The sequence below is a fragment of the Nostoc sp. NMS9 genome, from assembly GCF_017114995.1.
Lineage (GTDB): Bacteria > Cyanobacteriota > Cyanobacteriia > Cyanobacteriales > Nostocaceae > Nostoc.
In genome coordinates this window covers 103,107-129,939 of record NZ_JABXKL010000092.1, presented here as the reverse complement: position 1 = coordinate 129,939, position 26,833 = coordinate 103,107, and the positions used below count along the sequence as shown (strand labels likewise).

Sequence of the window (26,833 nt, the reverse complement as noted above, 5' to 3'; positions counted from 1 at the left end):
TAAATTTGGCTTAATCCTATTCACCACAAGGGTTATACGTCCTCAGCAAATGTGCTGCTTTTACATAAAAGTAGAACATTTACATAAATTTCAATCAGCCATACAACGGATTTATTCACCTCATCAAATCTGCTGTTATGGCACAAATCACAGACTTGACTTTTCAGCAACTTGAAACAGCATCCGGCTTAACTAATTTATTTGTCGTAGACCCTACTTATGGACTGATGCTGAGATTATCTGCCATCACTCCTAATGCTGTTCAGGCAAAGTCTGCCGCCGGAGTAGTGCAAGCTTTGTACCAACTCAGGGAATGCGCTGCTAGGGCCCAAGTGACGGTAAACGCTAATCAAGGCATCGGTGAAAGGTTAGCAGCATTCCCGCAAGCATCCACGGGCACAGCTGTTAATGGTTATGTGCTTTCTAGTGGTCAAATTATCACAAAAACACCATTAGCTTTAAGTGGAATTGTGGGAGCTAATAACTAATGAGTAATCCTGGTATTTTCAGAAATGTAAACATCCTGAAAGAACTTAATGCTAGTACGGGAACTGGAATGATAGAACTTTATCAACCCGGTAGGCTTAATAGCTTGGATGTGGTGAACAATGCCAAGTATTCAGGATTTATTACTAGTTTGAGGCTAACAGTTGATATTACTTCAATTGATGAACTAGAAATAGTTGAGAATGACACCCTAGCAGATGACGCAACTATTGCCGCTAATGCTAAAACTACTTTTAATAATAATCCTAAGAAGTGCTTGAGCTTTTTTATTGGTAATAGTGACACGCCACCAATCAAAGTGGCAGATATTTTCATTTTTAATCAACGACCTTTTTATTACGTTTCACTACTACCATATTTCACCAGTGCATCAACTTTTGATGTCGCACCCGATAGTATTATTGCAGTTCAGCAGAGGGATGTAGGGTACGGTTTAATGCAATATGATGACCGGATTTTGATACTCGGAACTGTGATAGAAGAATCACCAGTTTATGACCAATCAGTATTGAGAGTTGAATAAAATAATGGAAATCTCAAAGCTAAAAACTCTCACTACTCCCAACTTAAATGATCTGCTACCAATACTCGATATCAATGGTGGGGTAAGTGGTAAGCCTATTCTTAGGAAAGCAACTTTGAGTAGCCTGTTGGCACTAGCAGAGAGTGGTAATAGTTCAGGATTTGAAATTCCTACTCTTGTTAAAACTGTTGCTGATAATGGCGATTATTTTATTGGTATTGACTCAACAGGAACACCATATAAAATTACTAAAGCTAATCTTTTAGCAGGTTTGTCTAGTGGTGGAAGTGGAAGTGGAAGCGGAACGCCACAACCAAGTAGCACTATTTTATTATTGCATGGTGATAGTAGTCCGATTGTAGATAGTAGTAGTTACGCGTTAATACCAGTAAGTAATTCTGGTGTGACTATATCGGTAATGCTATCTAAGTTTAGTGGTTCATCACTGTTATTTAATGGTGGAATACTTTCATATAATTCCAGTAATTTCAATGTAGGCAGTGGAAACTGTACTGTCGAGTTTTTTCTATATACTAGTAATACATCATCGGGGCAAAATGTTGTTGATTTTAGACCATTAAGTACACAAGGTAACTACCCAACTATTTATTTACTTAATAATAAAATTAGCTATGCTTTTGGAAATATTACAGTTGATGGTAATGTAAGCCCATTAGTAAATGATTGGAATTATGTCGCCTTGAGAAAGATAGGAACAACGACAGAACTTTGGCTAAACGGCTCTAATGTTGGCTCTGGTGTTACTGGAAATTGGGGCGATAGTAACGGAATAATTCTTGGTACTGGAGCGTTCGGACTACCTTTTTATGGATACATTGATGAATTTCGATTCAGTAAGGTATCTCAAGATGTTTCCATAATCCCTTCACTTCCTTTTAGCTAATGGCAAAGGTAACTTATGCTGAACCAACTACTACTAGAACCCCGTTGCATTTTGATGTCTTGCCACCGATACAGCAAGCTTCACCAATAGCAACTCCGGCGACAACTAGACAACCTTTCAACGTACAACAGACTACCCCAGGGCAACTTGCAAGACCAATAAATTATCACGCTCAACCGCAAAATGTCCCCAGCGTACAAGAACAAATAAGGCGAGACGGTGCTACATGGAAAACAATCGATGTCAAGCCCAACAATACCGCTTCACCAAATACAAGATTTCAAGACCCAACGCTTCCTATGGGAGTTTCTCAAGCTGATGTAGAGGGTACTGCTGCTTTTGGGAAATTCTTACTTGGCTTTGGTGATCAGATATCAGGACAGAATACATTACAGAGGAATGATTATCAAGTCAGAGTAGACCAAAGATATATATTTACACCTCTAGAAAACTTTTCTTACGAAGTTGGTCGGAGAACGGCTGATGGTGTGCAAGATTTTGGTGAATCAGCAAAACAAAAATTAGATGATTTGTGGAAAAATCGCCCACAATTTGAAATTCCAACTATCAAAGTTCCTAAATTTAATATACCTGGGATGCCAGATTTAAGTATTCCAAAAATCCCAGAGTTTGATATACCTGAATTACCTAAAATCAAGTTTCCAGGATTACCAGAACCCAGGATACCAGAACCAGAAAGTAAGCCTCAACCCACTACTCAAGAGAAGGATATACCAACACCAAGAGAACCTAAACCTAAGCCTATACCGCCAACACTAATAAGAAAGCTACGGGAATTAGACCTATCACCCTGTGGAAGTATTTCATTCGCAATATCCTACGTTACAAAGACATTAGGTGAATATTTTGTACCCAATGAAGACAACACGGGAGGGCATTTTGAACAGATAACTGTACCAAGTTCACTTGATGAAGTATACGGTCTTTTTTCAGGATGGTATACCAGTATTTATCAAAACGACCCAGATTTTCGATTACCCACCATGAAAGAGTGGGTTGAAAGTGGTGGGGGAACTGGTAGTAATAAAGTGATTAATTTAGGTGGCGGAATAAGTTACAGAGTAGTTCAAGGGATTGGTAATGGTGTTTACGGTAATGGTAGTCCTTATGGCAGTGGCTACCCTAAATACTACGCTTCTCAGGATAATATTGCAGTCGATGGCTTGAAGGATAAAACATCAATCAACTATCTACTGGATTCCTTGTCATTTAGTGGTAGAACTCCAGAAGTTTATTGGTTAGATATTTCAAATCCTGATGCTAAAGATTGTCCGATTAACAAAATAGTTTTACCAGAACCACCACCATTACCACCACAAGATTGTGATTGCGCTATGACTTGTTGTCCAGAAATTGATTACAGAAAAATTAAAGCTTTGATTGATGATGCTGTTGAAAACATAGCACTGGCTGCACCTGATTCCTGGCTAATACGACCGGAACACCATAGACCGCAATTGATCGTCCAGTTTGGTGAGATGCTTGGTAACAAAAAAGTTGGCTCACCAAAATATACGCTTACTATCCCTCATCCGAAGCCAAATAAACCTAATAAGTCTGCAATACCTGCTTATAAAAAAGGTAATTGGGAAATAATATTCGTTTTGAAAGATAACAGTAAAATAACCATTCATGCTTTAAATGAAATTGAAGGCATGAAAGTTCTAAATGCTGCTAAAGCATTAGTTATTCCTGATTACCTAAAAGGTGGATATCTTTCTAAATCAGGCAAAGTAATTACACCTGAACCACTTGCTGAAATTCAGGTAACACCCAAAATGGCTAAATATTTTCCCAATGGTAGAAAATCCCAAAAACCAGAATGGATCGTCAAATTTTGAAATTTATCCCAAGCCTTGGTGGCACATTCCAGAAAATATTAAAGATGCTATCCCCTTAAAGGAAGCATCCAAAAAATTGCATTTGCATTACAATACAGTAAGATTACAGGCAATGCGAGGTAAAATTAAAGGCTTTAAAATCGGTAGAAATTGGTATATTGTTTTGCCGAAATAATCAATGCTTTTATCCCTTGTCGAGGGTTAAGTCCCGATTACAAATTTAGTTGATTGCAAGGCTCATGAAGGTTAGAACTGAGGTGTTACAAATTAGTCAATAACTAACGATGACAACTTTTGCACCTGGAACCAATGGAACCTTAAAATCTACTTCCTATGAAGCTGCTTTATTAGAAGCCGCTCAAATTTTAGAACTCGCTGAAGAAGGTTCCTTGACGCCTACTACAGTAAATTTTACAGATGTTTCATTCAACAACGCGCAAAAAACCGCCGATATTACTATAAATTTACCTGTCACTCTTGCGATTAGCTCTACAGATGGTAGTGTCAAAATCAGCGGTGATGCGTATGTAACTCCTACTTTTGCTAATGGCGGTGGCAGTGTGAAATCTGACACATTACCAGAGGCAGTTTTAGAGCTTGCTCAATTTCTACAAAGCTTAGAAATCGCTACAAGTGGAGCTGCGAATAATGTCAATATCGTTTATAACTCAGAGCAAAGATTTGCAGCAATCACAGCAAGCTTGCCAGCAGTTAAATCAATTAATAGTGATGGCGCAATCAAAATTACCGCAACTCCTTACCTTCCTTAATTAGTTACTAAAACTAGTCGCTCAAACTCTATTTTCTTCTACATTTATAGGTGATTTAAAGTGGCTCAAAAAGAAGTTGATGCTCCTAATCCCGTTGGCTCTGACGGGCCTGGAGGTGTAGCACAGGCACCAAATGCTAAGAATTATCACACTTTTCAAGTTAATTCTACAAAGCATGAATTTGTTGCCCCAGTTGACAAATATAGCGATTTGAAAGGTGTCCTTGGCTTAACAGATATTGATACCGACGATGGTAAAAAAGAACAAGGCAGAAAACTTGCACAAGGTTCTGGTTACATACACCTCAAAGTTGCTGTCAAAGGTGGTGGGAGCTTGATGATTGTTTGTGATCCTGCCAAGGTTGGCGATGCGCTGAAAGATGGCGCATCCAAAAAAATCTATGGCAAGGAGATCAACCGAATCTATATTCCCAAGAAGCGGGTTCTTATTTAATCATGATTCCTGGTGGAAGTTGGGCTTTAAAAACATCTTTGAATTTAAGCTCAAATTCCACCGAGCTAAATCAAAGTTTCTCTACTACGCATTTAGTTATCAAAACTACTTGTAAAGATTGTAAAGCTACCTGGCATAAGGCTGGATACCTTTACCAGTTTTTTGAAATTCCACTTATTGGGAAAGCGGAATTTCAACCAAGATTTTTGATTATTTTGAATAAATTAACTGTTGTTCGGCTGAACACTGTTAAACCTACTTATAAATTAAGGTTTGAGATGGAACCTTGGATTACTTCTCTTAACCTACAAATTTATGAGCCTTCAGTATCTATTGAGAGTTAAACAATGAAATTTGATTCTAGCTTTGCTAGCTTTCTATTAGCTCTTCTTGGTACATTATCGGGGTGGGTTGCTTGGTGGCTAAACAAAGTAAAATTTGAAAAACACCAAGCTGCTCTTGAGAGGCAACAAGCTATTCAACAAGCAAAAGCTGCTGCTGAGAAGGCTGTAAATGAAGAGCGGGATTTCAATCATCTACGCAACAATCAAATACAAATCTCGCAGGGCATTGCTACTGGATTTAAAGATATTGAAGCTGGTCTAGACCACCTTTCTCAGCAAGTGACTGAAATTAAGGCGTGGTTGATCCGCAACCAAGGCACTATTCACAGTGAGTAGTCACTGGGGATTCTATTTACTTGAAAACAAGTTGTGACATTCTGTACTTTATCGTACCAAGTAGTCGCCATTGATGAAGATTTTCGGCGGGCTACGCCAACGCAAAATATTTAATTATCACTCGCCAATTTCTGTCGTAATTCCCGAATAGCAGCGCTAGTATTGCGCTCGTAGGCAATTTTTAGAGATTCTGTGACTACCTCTGACACATTGATGTTAGGGAAATAACGGCTACTGATTTCAACAGTGTAGCGATCGCCTTGCAATCTGTAAATTACAAGCTGGTTCTTCTTGAACAACCAAACTTCTGGTACTCCATAAGGTAGGTAGTCATTTACATCAGTGTAGCTGGTGATGTCTATCTCCACCACTAAATCGGGTGATGGATCGACACCCCAATTGATACGATCTTTACCTGCGTTGGCGTAGCCCGCCGAAGGCATTGCCTCCCAGTTTTCAATATAAAAACAGTAGTCTGGTTCTTCACACAAACCATGCAATACCAGTATTTTCGGTCTTCAATTCCCAAAAAATGCTCACACAATGCTCAATTCTACTATTTTCAGCATTTGAGCATGAATAATTGGTATATTTTCATACTCAGCATTGATGCTCAATAGATGCTCATATTCTCAGAGATAAATCTTTCCCTGTGTTGTGTGCGAATTTACCTGGAGTAATAGCCCAAGTAATCTGAGCATACCTCTATTTGAAAAATGACATCAATTTTTCTCTGAAAAGCATAACTTTTTGAAATTCCCTTACCCTGCACCCCAAGGGTTCATTCAATTAGCTCCTCTGCCTTGCGTCAGCGCATTGTTGTTGCTTTGGTATAGCGCTGTAACTACCTGTCTTGCGTATAGCGGGAATAACCTCAGATGTAAGCCACTTCTTGAAACGCTTTGCTTGTGACTTGCGGCTGGTAAGAACGAGAGACTACAGACCTGACTCGTTAATACAAAGCGTCTCCCTGCCTTGACCTGATACGTGTAGTGTACGTATCAGCTTTTCGTCATCGTCAAGCCTTTCCAGGGCTTGACTTGTGTCACTGATTGCCAGTGCGTTGCAAATATCAGAAGCTATCCACAGCAAGACTTCTGCTGTACCAACAAACCGTATATCGTGTGACTCGAAGTTGAAAACTGATAGATTTGACCTCGTACCATACCTTGTTGTGAAAGTGTCATACACAACTGTCATCTGGAGTGACATTTCAAATGACATCTCTGTATGACACTTTGAAAACAAAGGTATGCTCAGTACTGCTAAAGTACCTGTAAATATGAATTTTCCCAGTCACAGTATACGTTGTGGCTTATCGTCTTATTTCTGGACATAAATAAGTTGACACTGTTTTATTTAGTGGCTACAAATAAGAAAAGGCAAATACAGCAAGGAAAGTAGAGATTTATCACCTCCATAGTGCTGTTACTGCTTTGTACACACACGAATTTAAGTTTATGCCTAGAGGTGTTCCCAAGACAGGTACACGTAAACCTGGAGGTGGCAGGAAGAAGAAGTTTGACATTCCTACTGTACGTAAGCGCATACCTAAAGCACTTGCAGAAAAAATTGAAGACATCCACCACTTTTTAGTGGAATTAGATGATGAGATTAGCGAGTGGGAACAAGTATGCGATGAAAAATCTACAAGCCCAAGATACGACCGAGCAAGGCAACTTGTTTTACTTCTGAGGGAGAAACTTGACGCATTAGGACTTGATACAATTTCCAAGCATTCTGATAACGAAAACAACAAACAAGGAAACAAATCATAAGTCATTCAACAGTTGAAAACCGATAGATGAGGCAGATGCTTACCTTTCCTGTAGTGTAATGCTTTGTAAAAAAGGTAGGAAAAGTAGGATGTTTTGTATTGAACCTTGATTTCTCCTGTTGACATTGATACATTAAGTGTGCATTCAGTAGCTACATCATCTGTAGACGTAATTTATGATAGAAAATAAAATCAAAGCAAAAACAATTTGCATCGAAAACCTGCAAACTCCAGAAATCGAGGAACTTACAGACTCGCAAACATCTGCTGTAGTGGGAGGGATCGGGGTCGAAAACGAGGGTCGTTATCTTATAAGACTTATTAACACATCGACTCCTTCTACGTTCGTCTTCAAATTATCCGAGTGATTCTTCTTCTTTCTTTGTACATAATACCTCACACCCGCACATCAAACCTACAACCTCGATTTGCTTAGACGAATTTCTGTACCACTTCTGCTAGTTCGGGGCGTTCCGATACCTGGCACTGGTTCCAAGGTAGGCTTAATGAAGCTGCGATCGCTGGAAGAATGCTGAATAATATTTACGCCTAGCACATTACTGCTAGGTTTTTTTATGGGTAGAGTATACCCTGCTTGTGAAGTGACATACACAATTGTCATTCCAGATGACATTTCAAATGACATATACGAATGACACTTCTGGAGAAGGGTAGGGCATAGACAAAAAAACAACAATCCCAACCTTATGTAAGTGAGCAAACTTTAACAACTCGCGTCAAAATCGCCTTTAGGGTACTTGCAGTGACTTGATAGTATGTTTTGATGTTTAAGGGCATTCGTGGACGTTCATGGACTCTACAGACGGTGATTTACTCGCGCTAGATCAAAAGCCAAGTAACGATAAACTCAGGGGTTACTTTTCAATCGCGAGTTAAAAACTCCGAAAACATGGAGCCATACAGCCTCTAGCGCAAAATGTTTTTCTAATACCTTAAGGTTCTAGAATAACTTTTTCTGTCAGGCACTTCTCAAGGGTGCGTCTTGGCAATACGTTCGCACTCAAGGAAGTACTTGCGGATAGCTTTGCCTTGTTCCGTCTGAGAGAACATGCCAAGTGACTTAAAGCCTTCAACAGTAATGAATATTTTCTGCTTCGGTCTACCTCCGTTACTTTTCCCGGAACTTCGGATAAAGTCTTCACCTTCTTCTAGTGCTTTGCTTATGGCATCCAAACAATGGTCTTTTCTTGAATACCCTAACCACTGCCACGCATAGTCAAGGTCTACCGGGAACTGCTCATCTGACTGGTAGAGGGAAAGTGCGAGTGATTGTAGCAACCTACCGATTTTGTTTCTTCTCATCTAGTGCCTTCTGAATAGCTTCTCTACAAAATTCAGGAGGGTTATCTTGTGCTTTCACCTCATCCTTCATTTCCTTGGTGACACGAAAGCTAAGATTGTCGGTCAGTTCTTTGCTTGGTTGATTTCCAAAATTCTCTGGATTCCCTTTCGGATTAGGCATTGTTGAGAAACGTAAACATAGCTTGAACGGATGCGCGCATCGGAATAGAGTTTTAAATCGGTAGGCAATCTGTCTGGAAAACTTGTTACCTACCGATACCACTTTTGAGAAATGGTAACTCTATGTTCACACGTTCAGAACTCGAAATCAAAACCATTGCTGAGTTGAGAGACTTGTGTAGGCGTTACGGCATCAAGCCAACCGGGAACGCAGGATACAAAGTTAGCTACATTACCTCGCTGATGGCATTCCCTGCCATAGCACTCAGCCAGCTAGAGAAAGGTATGGGATTAAGGAAGCTATCATTTGAAGCTTTTCAAAACCTGGGTAGTGCACTGGATGAGATGAACTCTCCCACTGATGAGCAAGCGGCACTCATCAAGCTGACGATGGAAGGGAGACACTACAAAGCACCCCAAAGATGGGAACAAGAAAAGCTTATCAACCTCTACAAGGCGAAACAGAAACTAGAAGAGGTTATGTCTTTACTGGGTGACTAAGCGGGAGATATTTAGGCGATTAGGAAAAACATCATGACTCAATCTTTAGTTACAGAGCCAAAGTATGAGTTATGGCGAGTAACTGTACCCACAGGTATAGGACGCCCTAACTTTGACATCGATTATCTATGTGCCGACCGTGATATGGTAAATGCGGTACTTTACTGCATTTACGGTCATTACGATTTTCGTGTAGGACTGGAAAAAGAATACTATCCGCTAATCACAAAGGAACATCCTACAGCCATAGTCATCCCTCCTATGCCGCGTGATTTTAGACAGTTAGTGTATTTTATTAGTTTGCAAACACCTGTGTGGGATTGATTGCATAACTGATAGTAAGGTGGCACATAAAAACCCTTTAGGAGAGTGACTTTCTAAAGGGTTTATTGTTTATTGGAGTATTAGTCTAACTAAGTTCACAAGAGAAACTTATTTATCCTTATCCTGAAGTAGTTTGTTGATTAACTCTTGCTGTTGCCGTAACTGTTCCTTCAATATTTCAATCTCTGATTGTTGCTGTGGTACTTCAGGATTAATTCTCTCAGCAAAAATAGCTACGTCCTGATAGTGTTTGTTGGATACTTCTATTTTGTGTCCACACCATTTACTAACTATTTTTTCATCTATCCCTAAGTCAAAAACAGCATGAGTGATAAAAGTGTGTCGTGTGTTGTAAGGTTTGATATACTTGCTAAGTTTCCCTTGTTCGATTAATGTGGGGATAATGCCCTTAATTGGACTACCTGTTGACCTACCACGCCAACTATGTCCAAAGGTATCTGAATTGATTGTTTTTTTACCTTTTGATTTAAAAACTATTTCGCCTGGTTCACCTTGCGGAATTGACTTCAAAAGATTCCATAATTCCCCATCTTTATACATCGGGAACCTCCTAACTTCTTCCCCCTTGTAAGTTTTGTCATTCTTCAGAGGATAGAATTTTTTTGTTGCCCTATGATAATCTTGCCAACTTCCAGGTAGGCGTATTACCGCGCCTGGGGGCAAATGAATTGTATCGGGTGTGACAACAGCAAACATACAAATCAGCCTCCACCTCAACTGTAATACTTTAAATATCAATTGCTGCGGCTGAAAAATACAGCAGCTATAACAATTAAACCTAAAAGTGCTAGAGGAACCCAGAGATTAGGGAGATCGGACAAACTCATAAAGGACTTCCAAATAAGTAGAGTGTATGAGGCAGATTGCAATAGACAGTCGCTACTTTATAAATCAACTTTTAGGTAAGTAGCTAGATGTAAATCAATTAAAGTTTGTAGTAAGGACTTTAGTCCTAATAATCCTTGCTTTGAGCGATGAATCGCTCACTACGAACTAGGATTTTACTTGATGTTTAATTATGCCTAACTACTTAAGCCTTTTTTTAACTTCCTCAGCCAAATTTTCTAGTAGTACTTCCACTTGTTCGCCTGTTTTCAAATCTTTGAGCGAGGATTTTTGCGCTGCTGCTTCTTCAGAACCAATAATTACGCAAAATTGAATTCCTTGCTTGTCTGCTAATTGAAATTGTTTACCCAAGGGACGCTTATCAAAGTTAGTTATCACATTAATTCCCGCCTGACGGAGATGTTGAGAAACTTTTAAATAAGTAGGCATTAAATCTTCTTGCATATTCACTACCATCACTTGGGCAGGTGTAGCAGCTAACGTACTAAGAATCCCAGCTTTTAACAAACGACTAATTAAACGAGTTAAGCCGATAGAAATACCTACACCAGGCATTTTCTCACCCAAAAATACCCCGACTAATTCTTCATATCTCCCGCCAGAACAAATACTACCTAAACCTTCATGTCCTAATAGAGTTGTTTCGTAAACTGTGCCAGTATAGTAATCAAGACCACGCGCAATGGATAAATCAATACAGAAACGGTTTTCAGCAACTCCGAGATTATGCACCCCTTCAATTACTGTTTCTAATTCGGTAACTCCTAAGCTCAATTGCTCGGTTTCTACCAGATTTTGAGCAAGGTGCTTGAGCTTATCTAAAACTTCATCAACTGAACCGTCAATTTTAATAAATTCAATTATTTTTTGAGCTTGCTCTACTGAAATTCCTTCTTTCTCTAAATCTTGTTTTACTTTACTTTCACCAATTTTTTCGAGAGTATCAACAATACTAATACAGGATTTAATTTGATTCTCAGCAATTCCCAATGATTTAAAGAAACCAGTAAGAACTTTTCGGTTATTGATGCGAATCAGAAAATCACCAATATTAATTGCTTCAAATATCTCAGTGATAATTGCAGGCATCTGAGCATCATAGAGCAAGCTGAGTTCACGACGAGCAACTACATCAATATCGCACTGACGAAACTGACGAAAACGCCCATCTTTCGCCCGTTCACCCCGAAAAACTACATCGGTTTGATAACGAGCAAAGGGAAAGGTTAATTCATTCAGGTGACGGGCAATATACGCCGCTAAAGGAACTGTTTGATCGAACTTTAAAGCTCTTGCTTCCGAACCAGTTTCGCCCGATTTATCTCTCTCAGCTTGGCGATTTGGTGGCAGTATGGGTTCAATTCCATAAATGATATTGTCACCTTGATTATCTTTAGCTTGCAGCACTTCTAAACGTTCTACAGCAGGTGTTTCGATGGGCGTAAATCCATAGCTTTCAAAAACTCTACGGATGATATCTAGCAAGTGTAATTCTAGACGCTTTTCGCTAGGAAGAAATTCTGGGAAACCGCTAGGGGTAGAAAAGTTTATTTTGTCACCTTTGGCCATGTATGTACCTTACTAAGTTGAAATTTGAGATGAGAATTATATCATGTCTGCTTGATTACTGAAACCCCTGACGGGTTTCACTCCTATGTCTATTTTATTCGTTCTTCTTGCACCAATGTACGTTGATAGAGTTGATCGTTCTTAAACCAATGCCAGGTACGGAAACGATAGTTATTGCAAGGGCTGAGGTAAATCACTTCATACAAGTAAGCACCCGGAGCCTTCTTAAAAGTAAATCGGAACATAATAGTTGCATCGTCTACTTCCCAGGCATTACCCTTAAGGCGTTCAGTGTCAAACCATACTTTTTTATCTCGATATAAACCAGGAAAATGATGTTCTTCTTGTTTGCCATTAGGCCATTTGTAGCGATTGATTTGGTAGTAGGAATAAGGAGGGTTTTCAATAAATTTGCAGCTTAAATGAGAAGTATATTTATCTAAAATTTTTCCTTCTGTATCAACCAGTGTATAAGAACCTGACCACTCTCCTTCTTGACGGGCCATTAGGGGCATTTCTGTTTTCATGATAGACATGTTCAACTCCTATTTTTATAAGCTTTATTAGAGACTATTATTTTTCATTTGTATTTATTTTTCCTGTTATGAATTCTCTATTCTCCCTTCACTATTCTTGATTATCAAACCACCAGGGGTCACTCATTGAGTTAGTTTTAATCAAAATAGCTTTTTTTCGCATAAACCTTTTCAGCGCCGCCGCACCCATGCGTGACTGTCCCAAACCGGAGAATTTGAAGGCGTTTTTCTCTCCCTCATGCATGATGGCGGTGAGTCCAGCATCGTTGATACTAATAGCACCTGCATCTATCTGGTAGGCAACTTCTAAAGCTTCTGTTTCTGAGGCAAATACAGCAGCACTTAATCCATAGATTGAGTCATTGGCTAAAGAGACTGCTTCACCTACTGTGGAAAAAGGCATGACTGGCATAATCGGGCCAAAAGTCTCTTCGGTCATGACTTTCATGGAATGATTAACTTGGGTAAGCACTGTTGGACGACACCACCAACCCCCACCTAAATCCTCGATTACACCGCCGCAGTGAATTACTGCTCCTTTTTCAACTGCATCTAGGAGATGATCGCTAATAACGGCTGCTTGTCTTTCGGCGATGATCGGGCCAATTTCTCCACTTTCGACTGTGGGATAGGCTAGCTCAAGGCGATGTGCTTTGGCTATTAGTTGATGGTAAAACTTTTCAAATATGGAGTCTGCAACATAAATTCGCTCAATTGAGACGCATGACTGTCCGGTGTTGACGACGGAACTCCACAATATTGCTGAGGTTGCTAATTCTAAGTTGGCTGATTCTAAAACGATCGCAGGATCTTTTCCTCCTAATTCCAAAAAAGCTGGAATAAACTGTTTTGCAGCAGCTTGTGCAACTTTTCTCCCCGTCGCTACACTGCCTGTAAAGCATACCAAATCTACATTTTCAATCAAAACAGATCCGGTTGCGCCTGCTCCTTCCACAAAAGTTAATACCTCGTGCAGTTTAGGAACGGTGTTGAGTGCTGTAATCAGTGGTGCTACAAAGCGGGGAGTGATTTCACTGGGTTTGACAATAACAGCACAACCTGCCAACAATGCCGGAATAGTATCAACAGTAGACAGTGACAGCGGAAAATTCCACGGGCTAATTACCCCAACTAGGGGATAAGGTACGGATGTTTGTTGTAAGGCAATAAAGGGAATGGCTGTATTTTTTGCCGATTCTTGCAGCAATTCCGGTGCTAACCGACACCACCGATCAATGCTGGAGAGAAAAGAATCTATTTCTAATATCGAGGTTGACAATCTTCCTGTATCATTTACCAAAGCTTCCGTGAGGCGATCGCGTCCAGATAATATCGCATCCTTCCACTGCTGTAAAGCTTCAATTCTCCCCTCTAAGCCCAACTGCTGCCAGCGAACTTGTGCCCTGCGCGTCCGCTTACATTGCTGTACCACCAGCCTTGGAGGCGGCGGGATAATTACATAGTCAAATTTGCCAGTTCGGGGATTGCGGACTTCTATTGGTTTTGTCATTAGGAGGCAGGAGGCAGGGGGCAGGAGGCAGGAGGCAGGAGGCAGAAGGCAGGAGTTATTTTTTGTATTCCAATGCCCAATGCCCTATGCACCATTCCCAAATTCAAATTATCCCCAGGTTGGTTAAGCGTTCAATGGAGGCTTGCAGTGTTTGCAATCTACTTCTCTTTCCAGCATAGTATTAGCGGGGTAAAAGTGTTATTGGTGGTAACTTTTGGCGTATAGTTCAAACCACTGGCGGGCAAGTAAATTATTTAACCACGGTCGGCGGCGATCGCTTCTTTGGTTGACTGCATTATAGGTAACTTGCAATGCTAAAGTGCGGTACGATTCTAAATTAGTGGACATGGAAAATTGAGAGTCATAACAAATGACCAATGACAAATGACTAATTTAGAGAATGCGATCGCCACCCCAGAGCGATCGCACAAGCCTATCTGTCAATTCCGAGCCAAACATCTGTGCGGCAAATTTATTACCTGGATCGCGTTCAGCACTGATACGGCGGAGCGCGAAATCACGAGCAGCTAAAGCCTCGCGTGCATCTTCTGGCACAGGTTCAGCTGCATCTACCCAAGTTAACCAGCGATCAAGTGTTTCGTGTGCAAGTGTGCGAGTTAGTTCGAGGGTTTCAAAAGTAGGTGCGCCTGTGTAGCAAAGACTAACGGGCGATTGAAATAGGCGAATATACGCACTCTTGCTAGTAAATACCTTGAGCCGCGAATCTTGCTGTAACTTTAAGAATGTTTCATTAACTGGTTCATAGTAGCGATCTAGAGAAGCCAAATCGGTTAAAAGCTCAGTCCGGGGAATGTAATCTATATAAAAGAAAATATTTGGAAGTGTGCCAAACTCGAAGGCCAAATGAGGAACCTGAATATGGGACTTCAACCAAGTGGTGAGACGCATAGTGCTAAAGTTTGATTTTCCGGGGTTTCCCAACCACGAATGCACTAGCCAGTCAATTTCTTCCCCTGAAAAAGCGGTTAGCGAACCCTTCATGTTGCCATCAAGACTGCTATATTGCTGTAAATTTTCTACAGAAGGGTCTGGATGTAACTGAAAACGAGCCTCTAATTTTTGGCGGAGTTCCTTTGTAATCTCCCACAACTGCTCAAATACAGCTTTATTATCTAAATCAGTTGGTTGCTGAGTCATGGTTTGAGTTTGCAGTTTTTCTATAAACTTCATATTTAGTTTGACACTTTCCGGTATCTAATTCGTTACTTATATCGAGCAACGCATTCATCGAATTCAAGACTGTGGGAAACAGACCATCAACAAAGCGCGATCGAGCTATTGTAGCAGCATCTTTTTTCACAGCAGAATTGCAACAATTTATCTCAGTCGATGATTCTTCATTTAGATGCTTTTGCTCTTAGCACAAGCTTCAGTGATAATACTGTAATTTTATGTAAAATTATTTTTTATATACTTAATTATAAAAATAAAAATAATTTTGTTGAGAATTATAGACAAATTAGAAGAAAAACAAATATTAATAAGTTAGTTGTTTGATTATAAATATACAGAATATGGGTTTTGATTTAGATAAAGCTTTTCAAATAGATATCGCTCAAATGAATTTGAAAAAAGCACATTCATTAGTATTTAGGTTACATGGTGAGCCGAAAATGCCTTTTGTCATTTGGTTACTGGAGAATCCTAATAGCATAATGGCATTACCTGGAAAAATTAGTCTGCTCCATCATGATTATATTCACATACTTTTAGATAGAGGGATTTCTTCTCAAGATGAAGCTTTTGTCATAGGATTTACAATGGGTAATGACTTAAAGACTAATCAACTACATTTATTCATCTATGAATTTTTTGCTAAATTTATATATCCAGTTCCTTATAATTTTTCAAAGTTAGACTTCATAAGTTTTAAATTAGGATTTATTTATGGCAGAAAGATTAAAATTAAACAAATAAGTGAAATTAACTTTGAACTTTACCAAAATGAAACCATAGGATTTTTGAGAGATTTTTTCGGTATCAATACTGATGAGTCTAAACTTCTACAAGAGTATTAATGGTGACAACACCGAATTAAAACATATCTAAAAAAATAGTATTAAAATGCACCTACCTTATAAACTAAGATTTGCTTCTTCTCAACTAATAACTGTAACAGTACTGCTTACTCTGCTCTTATTCATTCCTCAAGTTTGGCTCAACTTGCAAGCATATTATGAGTTCAATAGTATTACTAAAAATGAATTTAAACTCCAAATATTAAGTGATGAAATTACTTACTTTGATGAAGTACTAACTATGTCAGCCCGCATGAATGCTGCTACAGGAAACACTATTTGGGAACAACGATATCGCCAATTTGAACCTAAGCTTGATATTGCTATTAAAGAATCGATTAAACTAGCTCCTAAAGCATATAAAAATGAGGATGCCAAGAAAATTGATGCTGCTAATCAACGCCTGGTCGCAATGGAATATCAATCTTTTGATTTAGTTAATAAAAATCAAAAAGAGACAGCACAAAAACTACTTTTTAGCCGCGAATATGAAACTCAGAAGCAAATTTATGCTGATGGGGTGATGAAAAGAAAGTATAATATCTCACTGGAATTACAGCAGAAAGTTGATGAATATTATCAAAGAATCCTATGGGCAATTTCGGAGTCTAGTATAAGTTTAGCAATGCTGATTCCGGCATGGCTTTTGGTATTGCATTTATTACAGCAATACTTAAAAGCTAAAAAAATTGCTCAAGCCGCTTTAGAAGAAACGAATTATCAATTGGAAATGCAAGTTACAGAGAGAACGGCAAAATTAAAACATAAAAATATTCAGCTACAAAATACACTGCAAGAATTGCAACACACTCAAGTACAACTTATTCAAAATGAAAAAATGTCTTCATTAGGTCAGCTAGTTGCTGGCGTTGCTCATGAAATCAATAATCCAGTTAATTTTATTTATGGTAATCTGATGCATATTAGAGAATATAGTCAGCAATTACTAACTTTAATTAAACTGTATCAGCAACAATGTTCTAGTGAGAAATCAGAAATAACTACTCTAATTAATGAGATAGATTTAGAGTTTATTGTTGATGATATGCCGAAAATCTTATCATCAATGGCAGTTGGTACTGAACGTATTCGCGAAATTGTGCTAACTTTGCGTAACTTCTCACGCCTTGATGAAGCAGAAATGAAATTTGTTGATATTCATGAAGGAATTAATAGTACTCTATTAATTTTACAGTATCGTTTCAAAGAAAATCATAAACAGCAAGAAATTGCAATTATCAAAGATTATGGGAATTTGCCTCTTGTTGAATGTTATGCAGGAGGATTAAATCAGGTCTTTATGAATATCCTCAGTAACGCTATTGATGCTTTACATCAACGAGAAGTAGAGTATTTAAAAGGAGATATTGAAAGACAGCTTAATTCTATTATCATCCATACCCAAGTTAAAAATGATGAATGCGTAATTATTAGTATTAAAGATAATGGTTTAGGAATAACTGAAGAAGATCAAACTAGATTATTTGACCCTTTCTTTACTACTAAACCTATAGGTAAAGGTACTGGCTTAGGACTATCTATTAGTTACGAGATTATAGTGGAAAAACATAAAGGAAAAATTAAGTGTATTTCTGCACCTGGTAAAGGTACAGAGTTTGTCATTGAGATTCCTATCAAGCAGACACGTTCAATAGTTACCCATTGACAGAGAGCCATCGTTGCTATTTCAATTATTACTAATAGAAAATCCTCGACGCGTAGGTTTAATATTAGCTAACTCCACCTGAAAACTTACTTTGTCGCTCATTTCCCCGCTTCTCGCTTCCAAAGTCCACTTACCAGGACGTAAATTCCAAAATAAAGAATTAGCTAAGTTTGCATCTAACTTTTCGCCATTTAACCACCACTCCACTGGTGCAGATTTATTTCCCGCTAGCTTAAATTCAAGTTTTTGCTTTGCTTCTTCACCAGGATAAAGTAAAAATAAATCGCCATGATGCGGAGATAAAATTCTCAAATTGGTAGAAGTAAAATTTGACTGCTGTTGTTTTGCCAACCATTCATCATACTCTGGTGGCAAATTGAATTGATTCTCACGTTCATAATTACTTTTATCTTCAGGATAGAAATATTCCTGCACCACTGAGGTACAATCTGGGGTGGGTCGTAACCCAGAAATTGCACAAACAGGTAATTCCACTAAACCTTCTGGAGATGGAAAATCTGCTGGTTCTAGATGTTCGTGCAGATGCAACATAATTCGATTCCATAAGGGTGCTGCGCCTGTCACACCTGAAACTTGTTGCATTGGTTCGCCAGTGAAATTGCCTACCCAAGTAGCGACGGTGTAATCTGTGGTGAAGCCAACAGTCCAAGTATCCCGAAAATTGGAAGAAGTGCCAGTTTTAACAGCAACAGGAAAGGGTAAATTTAACACCGAGTCTACACCAAATGCTGTTGCACGAGCATGACTGTCACTGAGTATGTTGGTGATTAATTGCCAAATTGTCGGATTTTGGATTTGAGATTTGGGATTTTGGATTGGGGAATTGGAAAATGTGCTTACTAAAGGGGTAGCATCTCCTTGTCGTGCTATGGTCAGGTAAGCACGGGCTAATTCCCAGAGGCTGACTTCGCCACTACCTAGAGTCAAACCCAAACCATAATATTCTGGAGTTTGATTGAGGTGTTCAAATCCCAGTTGATGCAGTCGTTTTAAGAAAGTTTCCACACCTACTTTTTCTAAGACCTTTATTGCAGGTACATTTAAAGAATTTGCTAAAGCGATTCGCACCCGCACAGGGCCAAGAAACCGTTCGGTGTAATCTGTGGGGCTGTAAAGTTTCGCGCCGGGAATTGCATAATGGGCGGGTACATCTGCCAAAATGGTATTTGGGCGAATTAAACCTTTTTCTAAAGCTAGTTCATAGACAAAAGGCTTGAGGGTAGAACCTGGTTGACGTAGTGCTTGCACTCCATCATTGCGTCCCAGTTTGGCTTCATTAAAGTAATCAGGTGAACCGACATAAGCCAAAACTTCACCAGTGTGGTTATCAATCACCAATGCGGCTGCATCATGGACATTGTTAGAGGCTAGGGAAGAAATTACCTGCTGTAGCTGTGCTTCAACAAACTGCTGTAAAGGGCGATTTATAGTCGTGCGGATGGGGGAATTTTTTTCTGTTTGCGTCTTATCAAACTGATTGGCTAACCAAAATAAAAAGTGTGGTGCAGCGATAATTCCCCCTTGGCGAGACTGAAACACAACTTTTTCGGTGTGTGTTCTGGTTGCGTTCGTCGCAGACGTTGGCGCAGCCATCGCCTCACTAATATACTTTTCCTGTACCATACGATTAAGGACGTATTTTTGTCGCTGCTTCAGCCGTTCCCAATGCTCATAAGGATTAAAATATGTGGGATTATTAGGAATAGCAGCCAATAAACTAGCTTGAGCAAGATTCAATTCACTAGCTGGAATGGAAAAATAAGTCCGCGCCGCTGCTTCCACACCATATATATTCCCGCCCATTGGTAGCCGATTGATATATGCAGAGAGAATTTCATCTTTGTTCATCCCTGCTGCTAACCGCCAAGATAGCCAAATCTCACTCAGTTTACCAAAGAAGCTGCGGGGCACGGGATCTAACATCCGCGCTAACTGCATTGTAATTGTGGAAGCACCGGAAACAATTCTTTTGGCGTGGATGGCTTCTTTGCTGGCGCGGATAACAGCTTTTATATTCAACGCCCCGTGATGGTAAAAGCTGCCATCTTCGGCGGCTAAAATCGCATGGATAAAATGGGGCGAAACCTGATTTAAGGGTACTACTGATGTATGCTCTTGGTCACGAGTGAGTAGTGTTCCTAATGGTAAACCATTGCGATCGCTAAATTGCATTGCCAACTGATTTTGGGCAATATCTGCGGCACGAATGGGCGCAAAATAAGGGAGTAAGCGTACCACCAGACAGATTAGCAGCACAGCCAGGATAATCTTACTAGTGTGCTTAAGTTTGAGTAGCGATCGTAAAATTAGTTTCATCAGGGAATTCCCTGTCCAAGAAAACCTACCTTAATCTTGACGCAGCGATTACATCTACATCAGTAAATATTTCAAATCCTTAATAATTAATTTTTACTAATTTACCAGATGTAAATTAATGTTTGCGAAATTTAAATACTTCTTTATGGTTAAGAATTGTAGTCATTTTTGGAACAATAACACTAGATTAGTTATCTATGTAAATAAACATACGTTACATTCAAAGCTTGTGTAAAAACAACTAGTTATGCTGCGTCCTTTATTAATGTTCGCATTTCCGACTCTATAAGAGAATGCAAATTTTTATTTGCTCTAAGTTGTAAATTTTTTATTTTTAATTGCTAGAAAAATGATTATCAGAGTTTTACTGCGTTTCCAGCATAAAATAACCTATCACGTTCTTCGCATTTTTGGCAGTTCGTTAAAAAAAATTAGGCGTTCTTCAAGCCGGAAGAGAACAATACAGTTTCTCCTTCTCTTTACATTTATACTAGGGATGGCAGGGTGTAATTTCTTTGCTATCAATTCAAGTAAAGAACAACTTCCAGCAGTATCCCCACTCACACCACCAAAATTACCAGACTGGATTGAACAAATTAGTCCCATTGGAGATGCAAAACCCCTCAACCAAATCCGCATCCGTTTTAAAGAAGCTTTAATCCCAGTTGAAAGTCTTGACAGTCCAGAACAGCAGAAGTTATTACAAAAATTTGCTCTTTGGCCGCCTTTATCCGGTCAATTTCGCTTTTTAACACCGCGTATGGTGGGATTTCAAGCTGAAAAAGCATTACCAATAGCGACAAGATTTCAAGTCACTCTTAAAGCAGGTTTAGCCGATTTAAAAAATCATCGTCTAGACAAAGATTTACCTTGGACTTTCAACACCGAATCCATAAACTTAACTAATTTACCCGGTGTCAATCCCATTGAGAAGGCTGATATCGAACCAATTGATTTACAACAAAAGTTACAGTTTACTTCCAATGTCGAATTGGATTTAGCTTCTGTACAAGAACATTTACAGTTAATTCCCAAAGGTAAAAATAAAGGTACAGGTTTTAAAGTTGAATTAAATAAAGAAGAAAAACCATTAAAAAATGAAGAAGACCCTTTAGAAAAATTTGACCCTTCAGCACGCAATTGGATTTATAACCTCATCCCACAGCAAAATCTCGAAAAAGCAACCAGTTATCGCCTAATATTTTCTCCAGGAATACGTCCTGCTTATGGGAATCTGCCTACAGAGAAAGAATTTGCCACGAAGTTAGCAACTTATTCGCCTTTGGCTTTTCAGAAAATTAACTTTTACGGGCAGCCAGATGCAGGGGGAACTTTTGGAAGATTTATTAAAGGTAGTCCGCAGCTAGAATTTAATAATGTTTTATTGCCAGATTCAGCCAAAGAAAATATTTCCATTAATCCAGCACCAAAAGAGATTTCGAGAATTATCCAAATAAATGATGAAGATAAAATTGTCGGCATCAATCCTTATGCGCTAGAACCTGCCAAGACTTATACAATTACTATCGGCGGAAATCTCAAAGATAAATTTGGGCAGACTTTGGGTAAACCCATCACACTTAAATATGATACTGGAGATTTAGCTGGAGATATCTGGGTACCATCAGATTTGAATATTTTTCCTACAAGTAAAGATTTACAGCTAAATATTAGTACGGGAAATCTGCCAGAATCTAAATATAAAGCCGCTTATCGAGTAGTTCAACCGACAGATTTAGTTTATTTTAATAATAGTAGTGATTTATTACCACAACCTTCTGAATGGCAAAGCTTTAAGGTATCGGGTAATAAAAATCAATCAGTTGATATTGCTGTTCCTCTGCGGGAAAAAATAAGTGCTGCTACGGGAATGTTAGCTTATGGAGTCCAAGCCCGGACTAATAAATATCAGGAGAATGGGAAGGAACTGTGGCGTGAACCTACGACTTATGGCTTAGTTGAATTGACAAATTTGGGCGTATTTACTCAGTGGTTTCCTGAGTCAGGGTTAATTCGTGTCAATCATCTTACAGATGGTTCGCCAGCTAAAAATAGCGCTATCGAAATTTATCAATCAAAATTACAAGCAAAATCTCGTCCAGAAGCAGTACCTTGCGCAACAGGTAAAACTGATGAAAATGGAATTTTTAGAATTGTTAGTGAAGGATTACAGCAATGTTATTCTGGGAATGAAAGCTCTAGTAAATCACCACAGTTATTAGTAATTGCCCGTGAAAATCAAGATTGGGCATTCGCTAGAACTGAAGAATATAGCGGTGTTTATGGCTACGGTATTGATGCGGGGTGGCAAGATAGTAAGCCAGAATCACGCGGGGTAATTTTCTCGGATAGACAGTTATATCAACCAGGTGAAAAAGCTTGGTTGACTGGTTTTGCAGACTATTTACAAAATGGTGCGATTCAGCAAGATAAAAATGCTGCTTACCAATTAACTTTGGTAAATCCCGATGGGCAAAAAACCAGCTTAGGTACGCAAACTACAAATGAATTTGGCAGTTTTTCTCTGGAACTGCCAATTAAAACTACTCAGCGCTTAGGCTACTATACAATCCAGGCGAAAGGTAAAAATGGACAAGAAATTTCTGGAGAATTTCGAGTAGCTGAGTTTAAGCCACCTAATTTTAAAGTCGAACTTAACTTAGATAAAGAATTTGCATATATTGACGAGAAAGTGAATATTAATGCTACAAGCAATTATTTGTTTGGTGCGCCTGTGGAAGGTGGAGAAGCAAAATATTTTATCACTCGCCAGCAAGCTGATTTTGTTCCTAAAGGTTGGGAGGGATTTACTTTTGGTAGGCAATGGTTATGGCCGGAGGAAACGCCTACTATATCTAGTGATGTATTGCAAACTAATGCCCAACTAGATGTTAATGGTAAAAGTAGTCAAACGGTGAATGTGGCAAATGATTTACCATATCCGATGACTTACCAAGTGGATGTGCAAGTTGCAGATGTTTCTAATCTTTCTGTAGCGAATTCCAAAACATTTACAGCCTTACCGAGTAATCGCCTCATCGGGTTAAAAAGTAATTTCATCGCTGATGCTGGTAAGCCTTTTCCCATTGAAGTGATTGTTACTGACCCCACAGGTAAACCAATCACAGGTCAACGGGTGCGGCTGGAATTACAACAAATTAAATATAGCAGCGTCACGCAGTTGGTGGAAGGTAGCCGAACACCAAAAAATCAAGTTGAATATAAAACAGTAGGACAAGTAGAAATTACATCTGCGAATAATCCGCAATCGGTAAATTTGACAGCACCGGAATCTGCTTCATATCGGATTAGAGTTAATTTTAGCGGTGCTAAAGGTGAATTAAGTGCCACAGATTTACAAATTTGGGCAACTGGAGAAAATCCAGTATTTTGGGGTTCTAGAGAAGAAGATATTTTAGAAGTTAAATTAGATAAAAAAGAATTTAAACCTGGTGAAACTGCTACTGCCCTAATTCAATCTCCCTATCTAGATGCAGAATTGTACTTTGCTGTGATTAAAGACAAACCCCTTTATCAGCAGATTATTAAAGTTCAGGGAGGCGCACCACAAATTCAGTTTAAAGTCACCCCAGAAATGCTGCCAAACGCAGCCATTGAAGCTGTGTTAGTAAGACAGGGTAAACCCATAAACCAAGTGGAAGCGGGAAGTTTAGATAACTTGGTGAAGATTGGTTTTACACCTTTTAAAGTTAATTTAGAAGATAAGTATTTAAAACTGCAAGTTAAACCAGTGCAAGCATCATTAGAACCTGGTGCAGAGGAAACAGTACAACTAGAACTGAAGGACAATCAAGGAAACCCCACCAAAGGACAGTTTACAGTCATGGTGGTAAACGAGGCGGTGTTACAACTTTCTGGTTATCGTCCGCCAGATTTGGTAGATACAGTTTATGCAGAACAGCCAATTTCTACGCGTTTTAGCGATAATCGACCAGATGTCATATTACAAGCACAAGATGTAGCTAAACCCAAAGGTTGGGGTTATGGCGGTGGTTTCTCAACTGCTGCTGCAAATACTCGCACTCGCACCGATTTTAAAGCCTTAGCTTACTACAACGGTTCTGTGCTTACCGATGCAAGTGGTAATGCACAGATAACCTTTAAACTCCCGGATGACTTAACTACATGGCGAGTGATGGCTGTCGCTACGGATGGAAATCTGCGTTTCGGGAATGGGGACACAACGTTTATCACCACCAAGCCACTGCTCACTAATGCCATCTTGCCACAATTTGCCCGTCCAGGCGATCGCATTCTCGCTGGTTTATCTGTAACTAACAACACTGGGAATACAGGAAATCTCTCAATTAATGGCGAACTTAGCGGTACAGTGAAGTTTGCTGACAAAAACCCCACAGCCACTGCTTTGCAAACCAAAGCTGAATCCGCAACTCATGCTTATCGCTTTCCCATGCTGGCGGATAGCGTGGGAGTTGGTAAAGTTCGCTTTACCACTCAGCTAAATGGTACAGCCGCAGATGCTTTTGAAGTACCCTTGGAAATTAAGCCAATTGAAATTACAGAACAAGTCGTTGAATCTGGTGTCACTGAAAAACAGGTGAAAATTCCCCTGAATGTCGATAAAAATACCTTCCCTGATGCGGGAGGTTTAGATATTCAGTTGGCGAGTACTTTGATTCCAGAAATTAAAGCGCCAGCAAAACAAGTTTTAGAAGATGATGATTTACCATTTACAGAACCGGCAGCGAGTCAATTAATAATTGCTGCTAATTTGCAAACTATTGCACAGAAATATGGTCAGACATTTGCAGAATTTAATCCTAGTCAACAAGCAAGCCAAGCAATTGAAAAATTACAAAAACTCCAAATAGCCGATGGTGGTTTTGCTGCTTTTCCCGGACAAGAAAAATCCGACCCTTGGGTTTCTTCATATACGGGAGAATCTTTGGCTAAAGCCAGTCAAGTGTTCCCTAATTTAGTCGATTCTGCAATGCTGTCTCGCCTAAAAGCTTATCTGCAAAAAGTTCTGGCGAATCCTGGAGAATATGAGTTTTGCAAACAACTACTCTGTAAAAGGCAACTGCAACTTAATGCTTTAATCTCTTTAGCAGAATTGGGAGACAAACGCAATACTTTCCTTGTAGATATTTATGAACAGCGCAATAACTTTGATGTAGCAACTCAAATTAAACTAGCGCGATACTTATCTCAATTCCCAGAATGGCAAGATGAATCTCAACAATTAGTGAACAAGCTGCAACAGAATATTTATGAAACTGGCCGTACAGCAGTTGTAAGTTTACCCAGCAGTTGGGGATGGATGAGTTCATCTACCATGACGCAAGCACAAGCTTTACGCTTATTTATTGCCAAGCAGAGTAAACCCGAAGTTATAGATAAGTTATTTCAAAGTCTTCTGGCATTGCGACGGGATGGTACATGGCAAACCAACTATAATAATGCTCAAGCTTTAACAGCTTTGGTAGATTATAGTCAACTGCAACCCACACCGCCTAATTTTGTTGCCACAGTCGAATTACCTGGTAATAAATTAGGAGAAAATAGATTTAATGGCTACCAAAATCATAGCTTACAGCTAAATGTGCCGATGAATAAATTACCTCGTGGTCGTAATGATTTAACGCTGCAAAAATCAGGTAATGGCACTTTACACTATCTTGTCGCTTATAATTATCGCTTGCAAGGTAATCAAGCAGGCAGGTTTAACGGACTACGCATAACACGAGAAATTAGTCAAGTAAATAAAGAGAAAATTTTGCAAAAAACAGGTCTTTATGCTTTCGATAAACCCTTGACTTTAGCCTCTGGACAGGTGTTTGATATTGGTTTAGAAATCATCGCCGATCATCCTGTAGATCATCTGGTGATTAAAGATCCGTTACCATCAGGTTTTGAGGCGGTGGATGCAAGTTTTCAAACTGCTACAGCTGCATTACAAGCAAAAGCCGATAGCTGGGAACTTGGCTTTAAAAATATCTACCGCGATCGCATTATCGCCTACGCCGACCACCTAGAACCAGGAGTTTATAGCCTGCACTACTTAGTCCGTTCTGTTACTCCTGGTACATTTTCCTGGCCTGGTGCTGAAGTTCACTTGCAATATGCACCAGAAGAATTTGGGCGAACTGCTGAGTCTACATTGGTGGTTGAGGATAAGTTGTGACAATTTAAGATGTAAGAAAGGGAATCTAGAAATGTTCAAGGTGAGGAGTGTGTCATTACTCCTCAAGTGCTGATAGAGTTTTGGGTAGTTGCGACTCGCCCAATTGCTGTCAATGGTTTAGGATGGAATGCCAAACAGACACACACAGAGGTGGAACAAATTCTTGATCAATTTACGTTACTTGAAGACAATCCGCAGATATTCACCTATTGGTTGAGTTACATCACCACTTATAAAGTTATGGGTAAGCGCGTCCACGATGCGCGATTAATTGCTGTGATGTTGACACATGGAGTAAGAACCTATCCCACTAATGGCAGATTGTGGTAATCTATTTTTGAATTGAGTTGGGTGTATCCG

At 39.3% G+C, this 26,833-nt stretch carries 27 protein-coding genes and 1 pseudogene; 16 read left to right on the top strand and 12 right to left on the bottom strand.

Features of this window, described 5'->3' with window-relative positions; genetic code table 11:
* Positions 1-137: 137 nt before the first annotated feature.
* The 9 genes from HWQ40_RS30965 (at position 138) to HWQ40_RS30925 (ending at position 5,699) form a co-directional block, all read left to right on the top strand.
* Positions 138-488, top strand: a complete 351-nt coding sequence (locus HWQ40_RS30965) for a hypothetical protein (protein WP_292785685.1) — start codon at positions 138-140, stop codon at positions 486-488.
* On the top strand, positions 488-1,030 hold the full coding sequence (locus HWQ40_RS30960) for a hypothetical protein (protein ID WP_292785684.1): 543 nt from the start codon (positions 488-490) through the stop codon (positions 1,028-1,030). The genes HWQ40_RS30965 and HWQ40_RS30960 overlap by 1 nt, the downstream gene beginning before the upstream one ends.
* Before the next feature lie 4 nt (positions 1,031-1,034).
* Positions 1,035-1,934 (top strand): LamG-like jellyroll fold domain-containing protein, encoded by a 900-nt coding sequence (locus tag HWQ40_RS30955; RefSeq protein WP_292785683.1) that lies wholly within the window; start codon positions 1,035-1,037, stop codon positions 1,932-1,934.
* The gene (locus tag HWQ40_RS30950; protein ID WP_292785682.1) at positions 1,934-3,796 is read left to right on the top strand and encodes a hypothetical protein; all 1,863 of its coding nucleotides are present in this window, start codon (positions 1,934-1,936) and stop codon (positions 3,794-3,796) included. Before HWQ40_RS30955 ends, HWQ40_RS30950 begins: the two co-directional genes overlap by 1 nt.
* Positions 3,753-3,971 (top strand): helix-turn-helix domain-containing protein, encoded by a 219-nt coding sequence (locus HWQ40_RS30945; RefSeq protein ID WP_292785681.1) that lies wholly within the window; start codon positions 3,753-3,755, stop codon positions 3,969-3,971. The genes HWQ40_RS30950 and HWQ40_RS30945 overlap by 44 nt, the downstream gene beginning before the upstream one ends.
* A 109-nt stretch (positions 3,972-4,080) precedes the next feature.
* On the top strand, positions 4,081-4,566 hold the full coding sequence (locus tag HWQ40_RS30940; RefSeq protein ID WP_292785680.1) for a hypothetical protein: 486 nt from the start codon (positions 4,081-4,083) through the stop codon (positions 4,564-4,566).
* Positions 4,567-4,626: 60 nt separating this feature from the next.
* On the top strand, positions 4,627-5,019 hold the full coding sequence (locus HWQ40_RS30935) for a hypothetical protein (protein ID WP_292785679.1): 393 nt from the start codon (positions 4,627-4,629) through the stop codon (positions 5,017-5,019).
* 2 nt (positions 5,020-5,021) lie between these two features.
* The gene (locus HWQ40_RS30930; protein WP_292785678.1) at positions 5,022-5,363 is read left to right on the top strand and encodes a hypothetical protein; all 342 of its coding nucleotides are present in this window, start codon (positions 5,022-5,024) and stop codon (positions 5,361-5,363) included.
* A gap of 3 nt (positions 5,364-5,366) precedes the next feature.
* Positions 5,367-5,699 carry a hypothetical protein gene (locus tag HWQ40_RS30925; RefSeq protein WP_292785677.1) on the top strand — a complete coding sequence of 111 codons (333 nt, stop codon included), beginning with the start codon at positions 5,367-5,369 and terminating at the stop codon, positions 5,697-5,699.
* A 110-nt stretch (positions 5,700-5,809) separates the two neighbouring features.
* Here the strand turns inward: HWQ40_RS30925 and HWQ40_RS30920 are convergent, their stop codons facing one another.
* The gene (locus tag HWQ40_RS30920) at positions 5,810-6,190 is read right to left on the bottom strand and encodes a Uma2 family endonuclease (protein ID WP_292785791.1); all 381 of its coding nucleotides are present in this window, start codon (positions 6,188-6,190) and stop codon (positions 5,810-5,812) included.
* Positions 6,191-6,635: 445 nt separating this feature from the next.
* A complete protein-coding gene (locus tag HWQ40_RS30915; protein WP_292785676.1) occupies positions 6,636-6,923 on the bottom strand; it encodes a Bro-N domain-containing protein in 288 nt (95 codons plus the stop codon).
* 236 nt (positions 6,924-7,159) lie between these two features.
* Here HWQ40_RS30915 and HWQ40_RS30910 point away from each other — a divergent pair, with 236 nt between their 5' ends.
* Positions 7,160-7,477 (top strand): hypothetical protein, encoded by a 318-nt coding sequence (locus HWQ40_RS30910; protein WP_292785675.1) that lies wholly within the window; start codon positions 7,160-7,162, stop codon positions 7,475-7,477.
* A 414-nt stretch (positions 7,478-7,891) separates the two neighbouring features.
* Here HWQ40_RS30910 and HWQ40_RS30905 read toward each other — a convergent pair whose 3' ends face one another.
* The 3 genes from HWQ40_RS30905 to HWQ40_RS30895 all read right to left on the bottom strand — a co-directional run bounded on the left by HWQ40_RS30905 (position 7,892) and on the right by HWQ40_RS30895 (position 8,959).
* Complete coding sequence (locus HWQ40_RS30905) at positions 7,892-8,122, bottom strand: hypothetical protein (protein WP_292785674.1); 231 nt, start codon at positions 8,120-8,122, stop codon at positions 7,892-7,894.
* 344 nt (positions 8,123-8,466) lie between these two features.
* Entirely contained in the window at positions 8,467-8,799 is a 333-nt protein-coding gene (locus HWQ40_RS30900; RefSeq protein ID WP_292785673.1) for a hypothetical protein, read from the bottom strand.
* The gene (locus tag HWQ40_RS30895) at positions 8,777-8,959 is read right to left on the bottom strand and encodes a hypothetical protein (protein WP_292785672.1); all 183 of its coding nucleotides are present in this window, start codon (positions 8,957-8,959) and stop codon (positions 8,777-8,779) included. The genes HWQ40_RS30900 and HWQ40_RS30895 overlap by 23 nt, the downstream gene beginning before the upstream one ends.
* Positions 8,960-9,081: 122 nt before the next feature.
* Here HWQ40_RS30895 and HWQ40_RS30890 point away from each other — a divergent pair, with 122 nt between their 5' ends.
* Complete coding sequence (locus HWQ40_RS30890; protein WP_292785671.1) at positions 9,082-9,459, top strand: hypothetical protein; 378 nt, start codon at positions 9,082-9,084, stop codon at positions 9,457-9,459.
* 33 nt (positions 9,460-9,492) lie between these two features.
* Complete coding sequence (locus HWQ40_RS30885; protein WP_292785670.1) at positions 9,493-9,783, top strand: hypothetical protein; 291 nt, start codon at positions 9,493-9,495, stop codon at positions 9,781-9,783.
* 108 nt (positions 9,784-9,891) lie between these two features.
* On the opposite strand, the gene HWQ40_RS30880 is transcribed toward HWQ40_RS30885, so the two are convergent.
* The 6 genes from HWQ40_RS30880 to HWQ40_RS30855 all read right to left on the bottom strand — a co-directional run bounded on the left by HWQ40_RS30880 (position 9,892) and on the right by HWQ40_RS30855 (position 15,423).
* The gene (locus HWQ40_RS30880) at positions 9,892-10,500 is read right to left on the bottom strand and encodes a hypothetical protein (RefSeq protein ID WP_292785669.1); all 609 of its coding nucleotides are present in this window, start codon (positions 10,498-10,500) and stop codon (positions 9,892-9,894) included.
* Between the two features lie 330 nt (positions 10,501-10,830).
* Positions 10,831-12,219: a histidine--tRNA ligase gene (gene hisS / locus HWQ40_RS30875; protein WP_292785668.1), complete on the bottom strand. Its 1,389-nt coding sequence runs from the start codon at positions 12,217-12,219 to the stop codon at positions 10,831-10,833.
* A gap of 89 nt (positions 12,220-12,308) precedes the next feature.
* Positions 12,309-12,755 carry a DUF3598 family protein gene (locus tag HWQ40_RS30870; protein WP_292785667.1) on the bottom strand — a complete coding sequence of 149 codons (447 nt, stop codon included), beginning with the start codon at positions 12,753-12,755 and terminating at the stop codon, positions 12,309-12,311.
* 91 nt (positions 12,756-12,846) lie between these two features.
* Positions 12,847-14,265 (bottom strand): aldehyde dehydrogenase family protein, encoded by a 1,419-nt coding sequence (locus HWQ40_RS30865; protein WP_292785666.1) that lies wholly within the window; start codon positions 14,263-14,265, stop codon positions 12,847-12,849.
* A 198-nt stretch (positions 14,266-14,463) separates the two neighbouring features.
* Complete coding sequence (locus tag HWQ40_RS30860; RefSeq protein WP_292785665.1) at positions 14,464-14,613, bottom strand: hypothetical protein; 150 nt, start codon at positions 14,611-14,613, stop codon at positions 14,464-14,466.
* A 45-nt stretch (positions 14,614-14,658) separates the two neighbouring features.
* On the bottom strand, positions 14,659-15,423 hold the full coding sequence (locus HWQ40_RS30855; protein ID WP_292785790.1) for a red chlorophyll catabolite reductase: 765 nt from the start codon (positions 15,421-15,423) through the stop codon (positions 14,659-14,661).
* 377 nt (positions 15,424-15,800) lie between these two features.
* Between HWQ40_RS30855 and HWQ40_RS30850 the strand changes: the two genes are divergently transcribed.
* Positions 15,801-16,304, top strand: a complete 504-nt coding sequence (locus HWQ40_RS30850) for a hypothetical protein (protein ID WP_292785664.1) — start codon at positions 15,801-15,803, stop codon at positions 16,302-16,304.
* A gap of 46 nt (positions 16,305-16,350) precedes the next feature.
* Complete coding sequence (locus HWQ40_RS30845) at positions 16,351-17,970, top strand: ATP-binding protein (protein WP_292785663.1); 1,620 nt, start codon at positions 16,351-16,353, stop codon at positions 17,968-17,970.
* Positions 17,971-17,991: 21 nt separating this feature from the next.
* On the opposite strand, the gene pbpC is transcribed toward HWQ40_RS30845, so the two are convergent.
* Positions 17,992-20,307 carry a penicillin-binding protein 1C gene (pbpC, locus tag HWQ40_RS30840; protein WP_292785662.1) on the bottom strand — a complete coding sequence of 772 codons (2,316 nt, stop codon included), beginning with the start codon at positions 20,305-20,307 and terminating at the stop codon, positions 17,992-17,994.
* A 496-nt stretch (positions 20,308-20,803) separates the two neighbouring features.
* On the opposite strand from pbpC, the gene HWQ40_RS30835 reads away from it, so the two are divergent.
* Together HWQ40_RS30835 and HWQ40_RS30830 are read left to right on the top strand one after the other, a co-directional pair.
* Positions 20,804-26,473: an alpha-2-macroglobulin gene (locus HWQ40_RS30835; protein ID WP_292785661.1), complete on the top strand. Its 5,670-nt coding sequence runs from the start codon at positions 20,804-20,806 to the stop codon at positions 26,471-26,473.
* Positions 26,474-26,521: 48 nt separating this feature from the next.
* Positions 26,522-26,803 (top strand): annotated as a pseudogene (locus HWQ40_RS30830) (PIN domain nuclease); the annotation flags it as partial.
* Between the last annotated feature and the right edge of the window lie 30 nt (positions 26,804-26,833).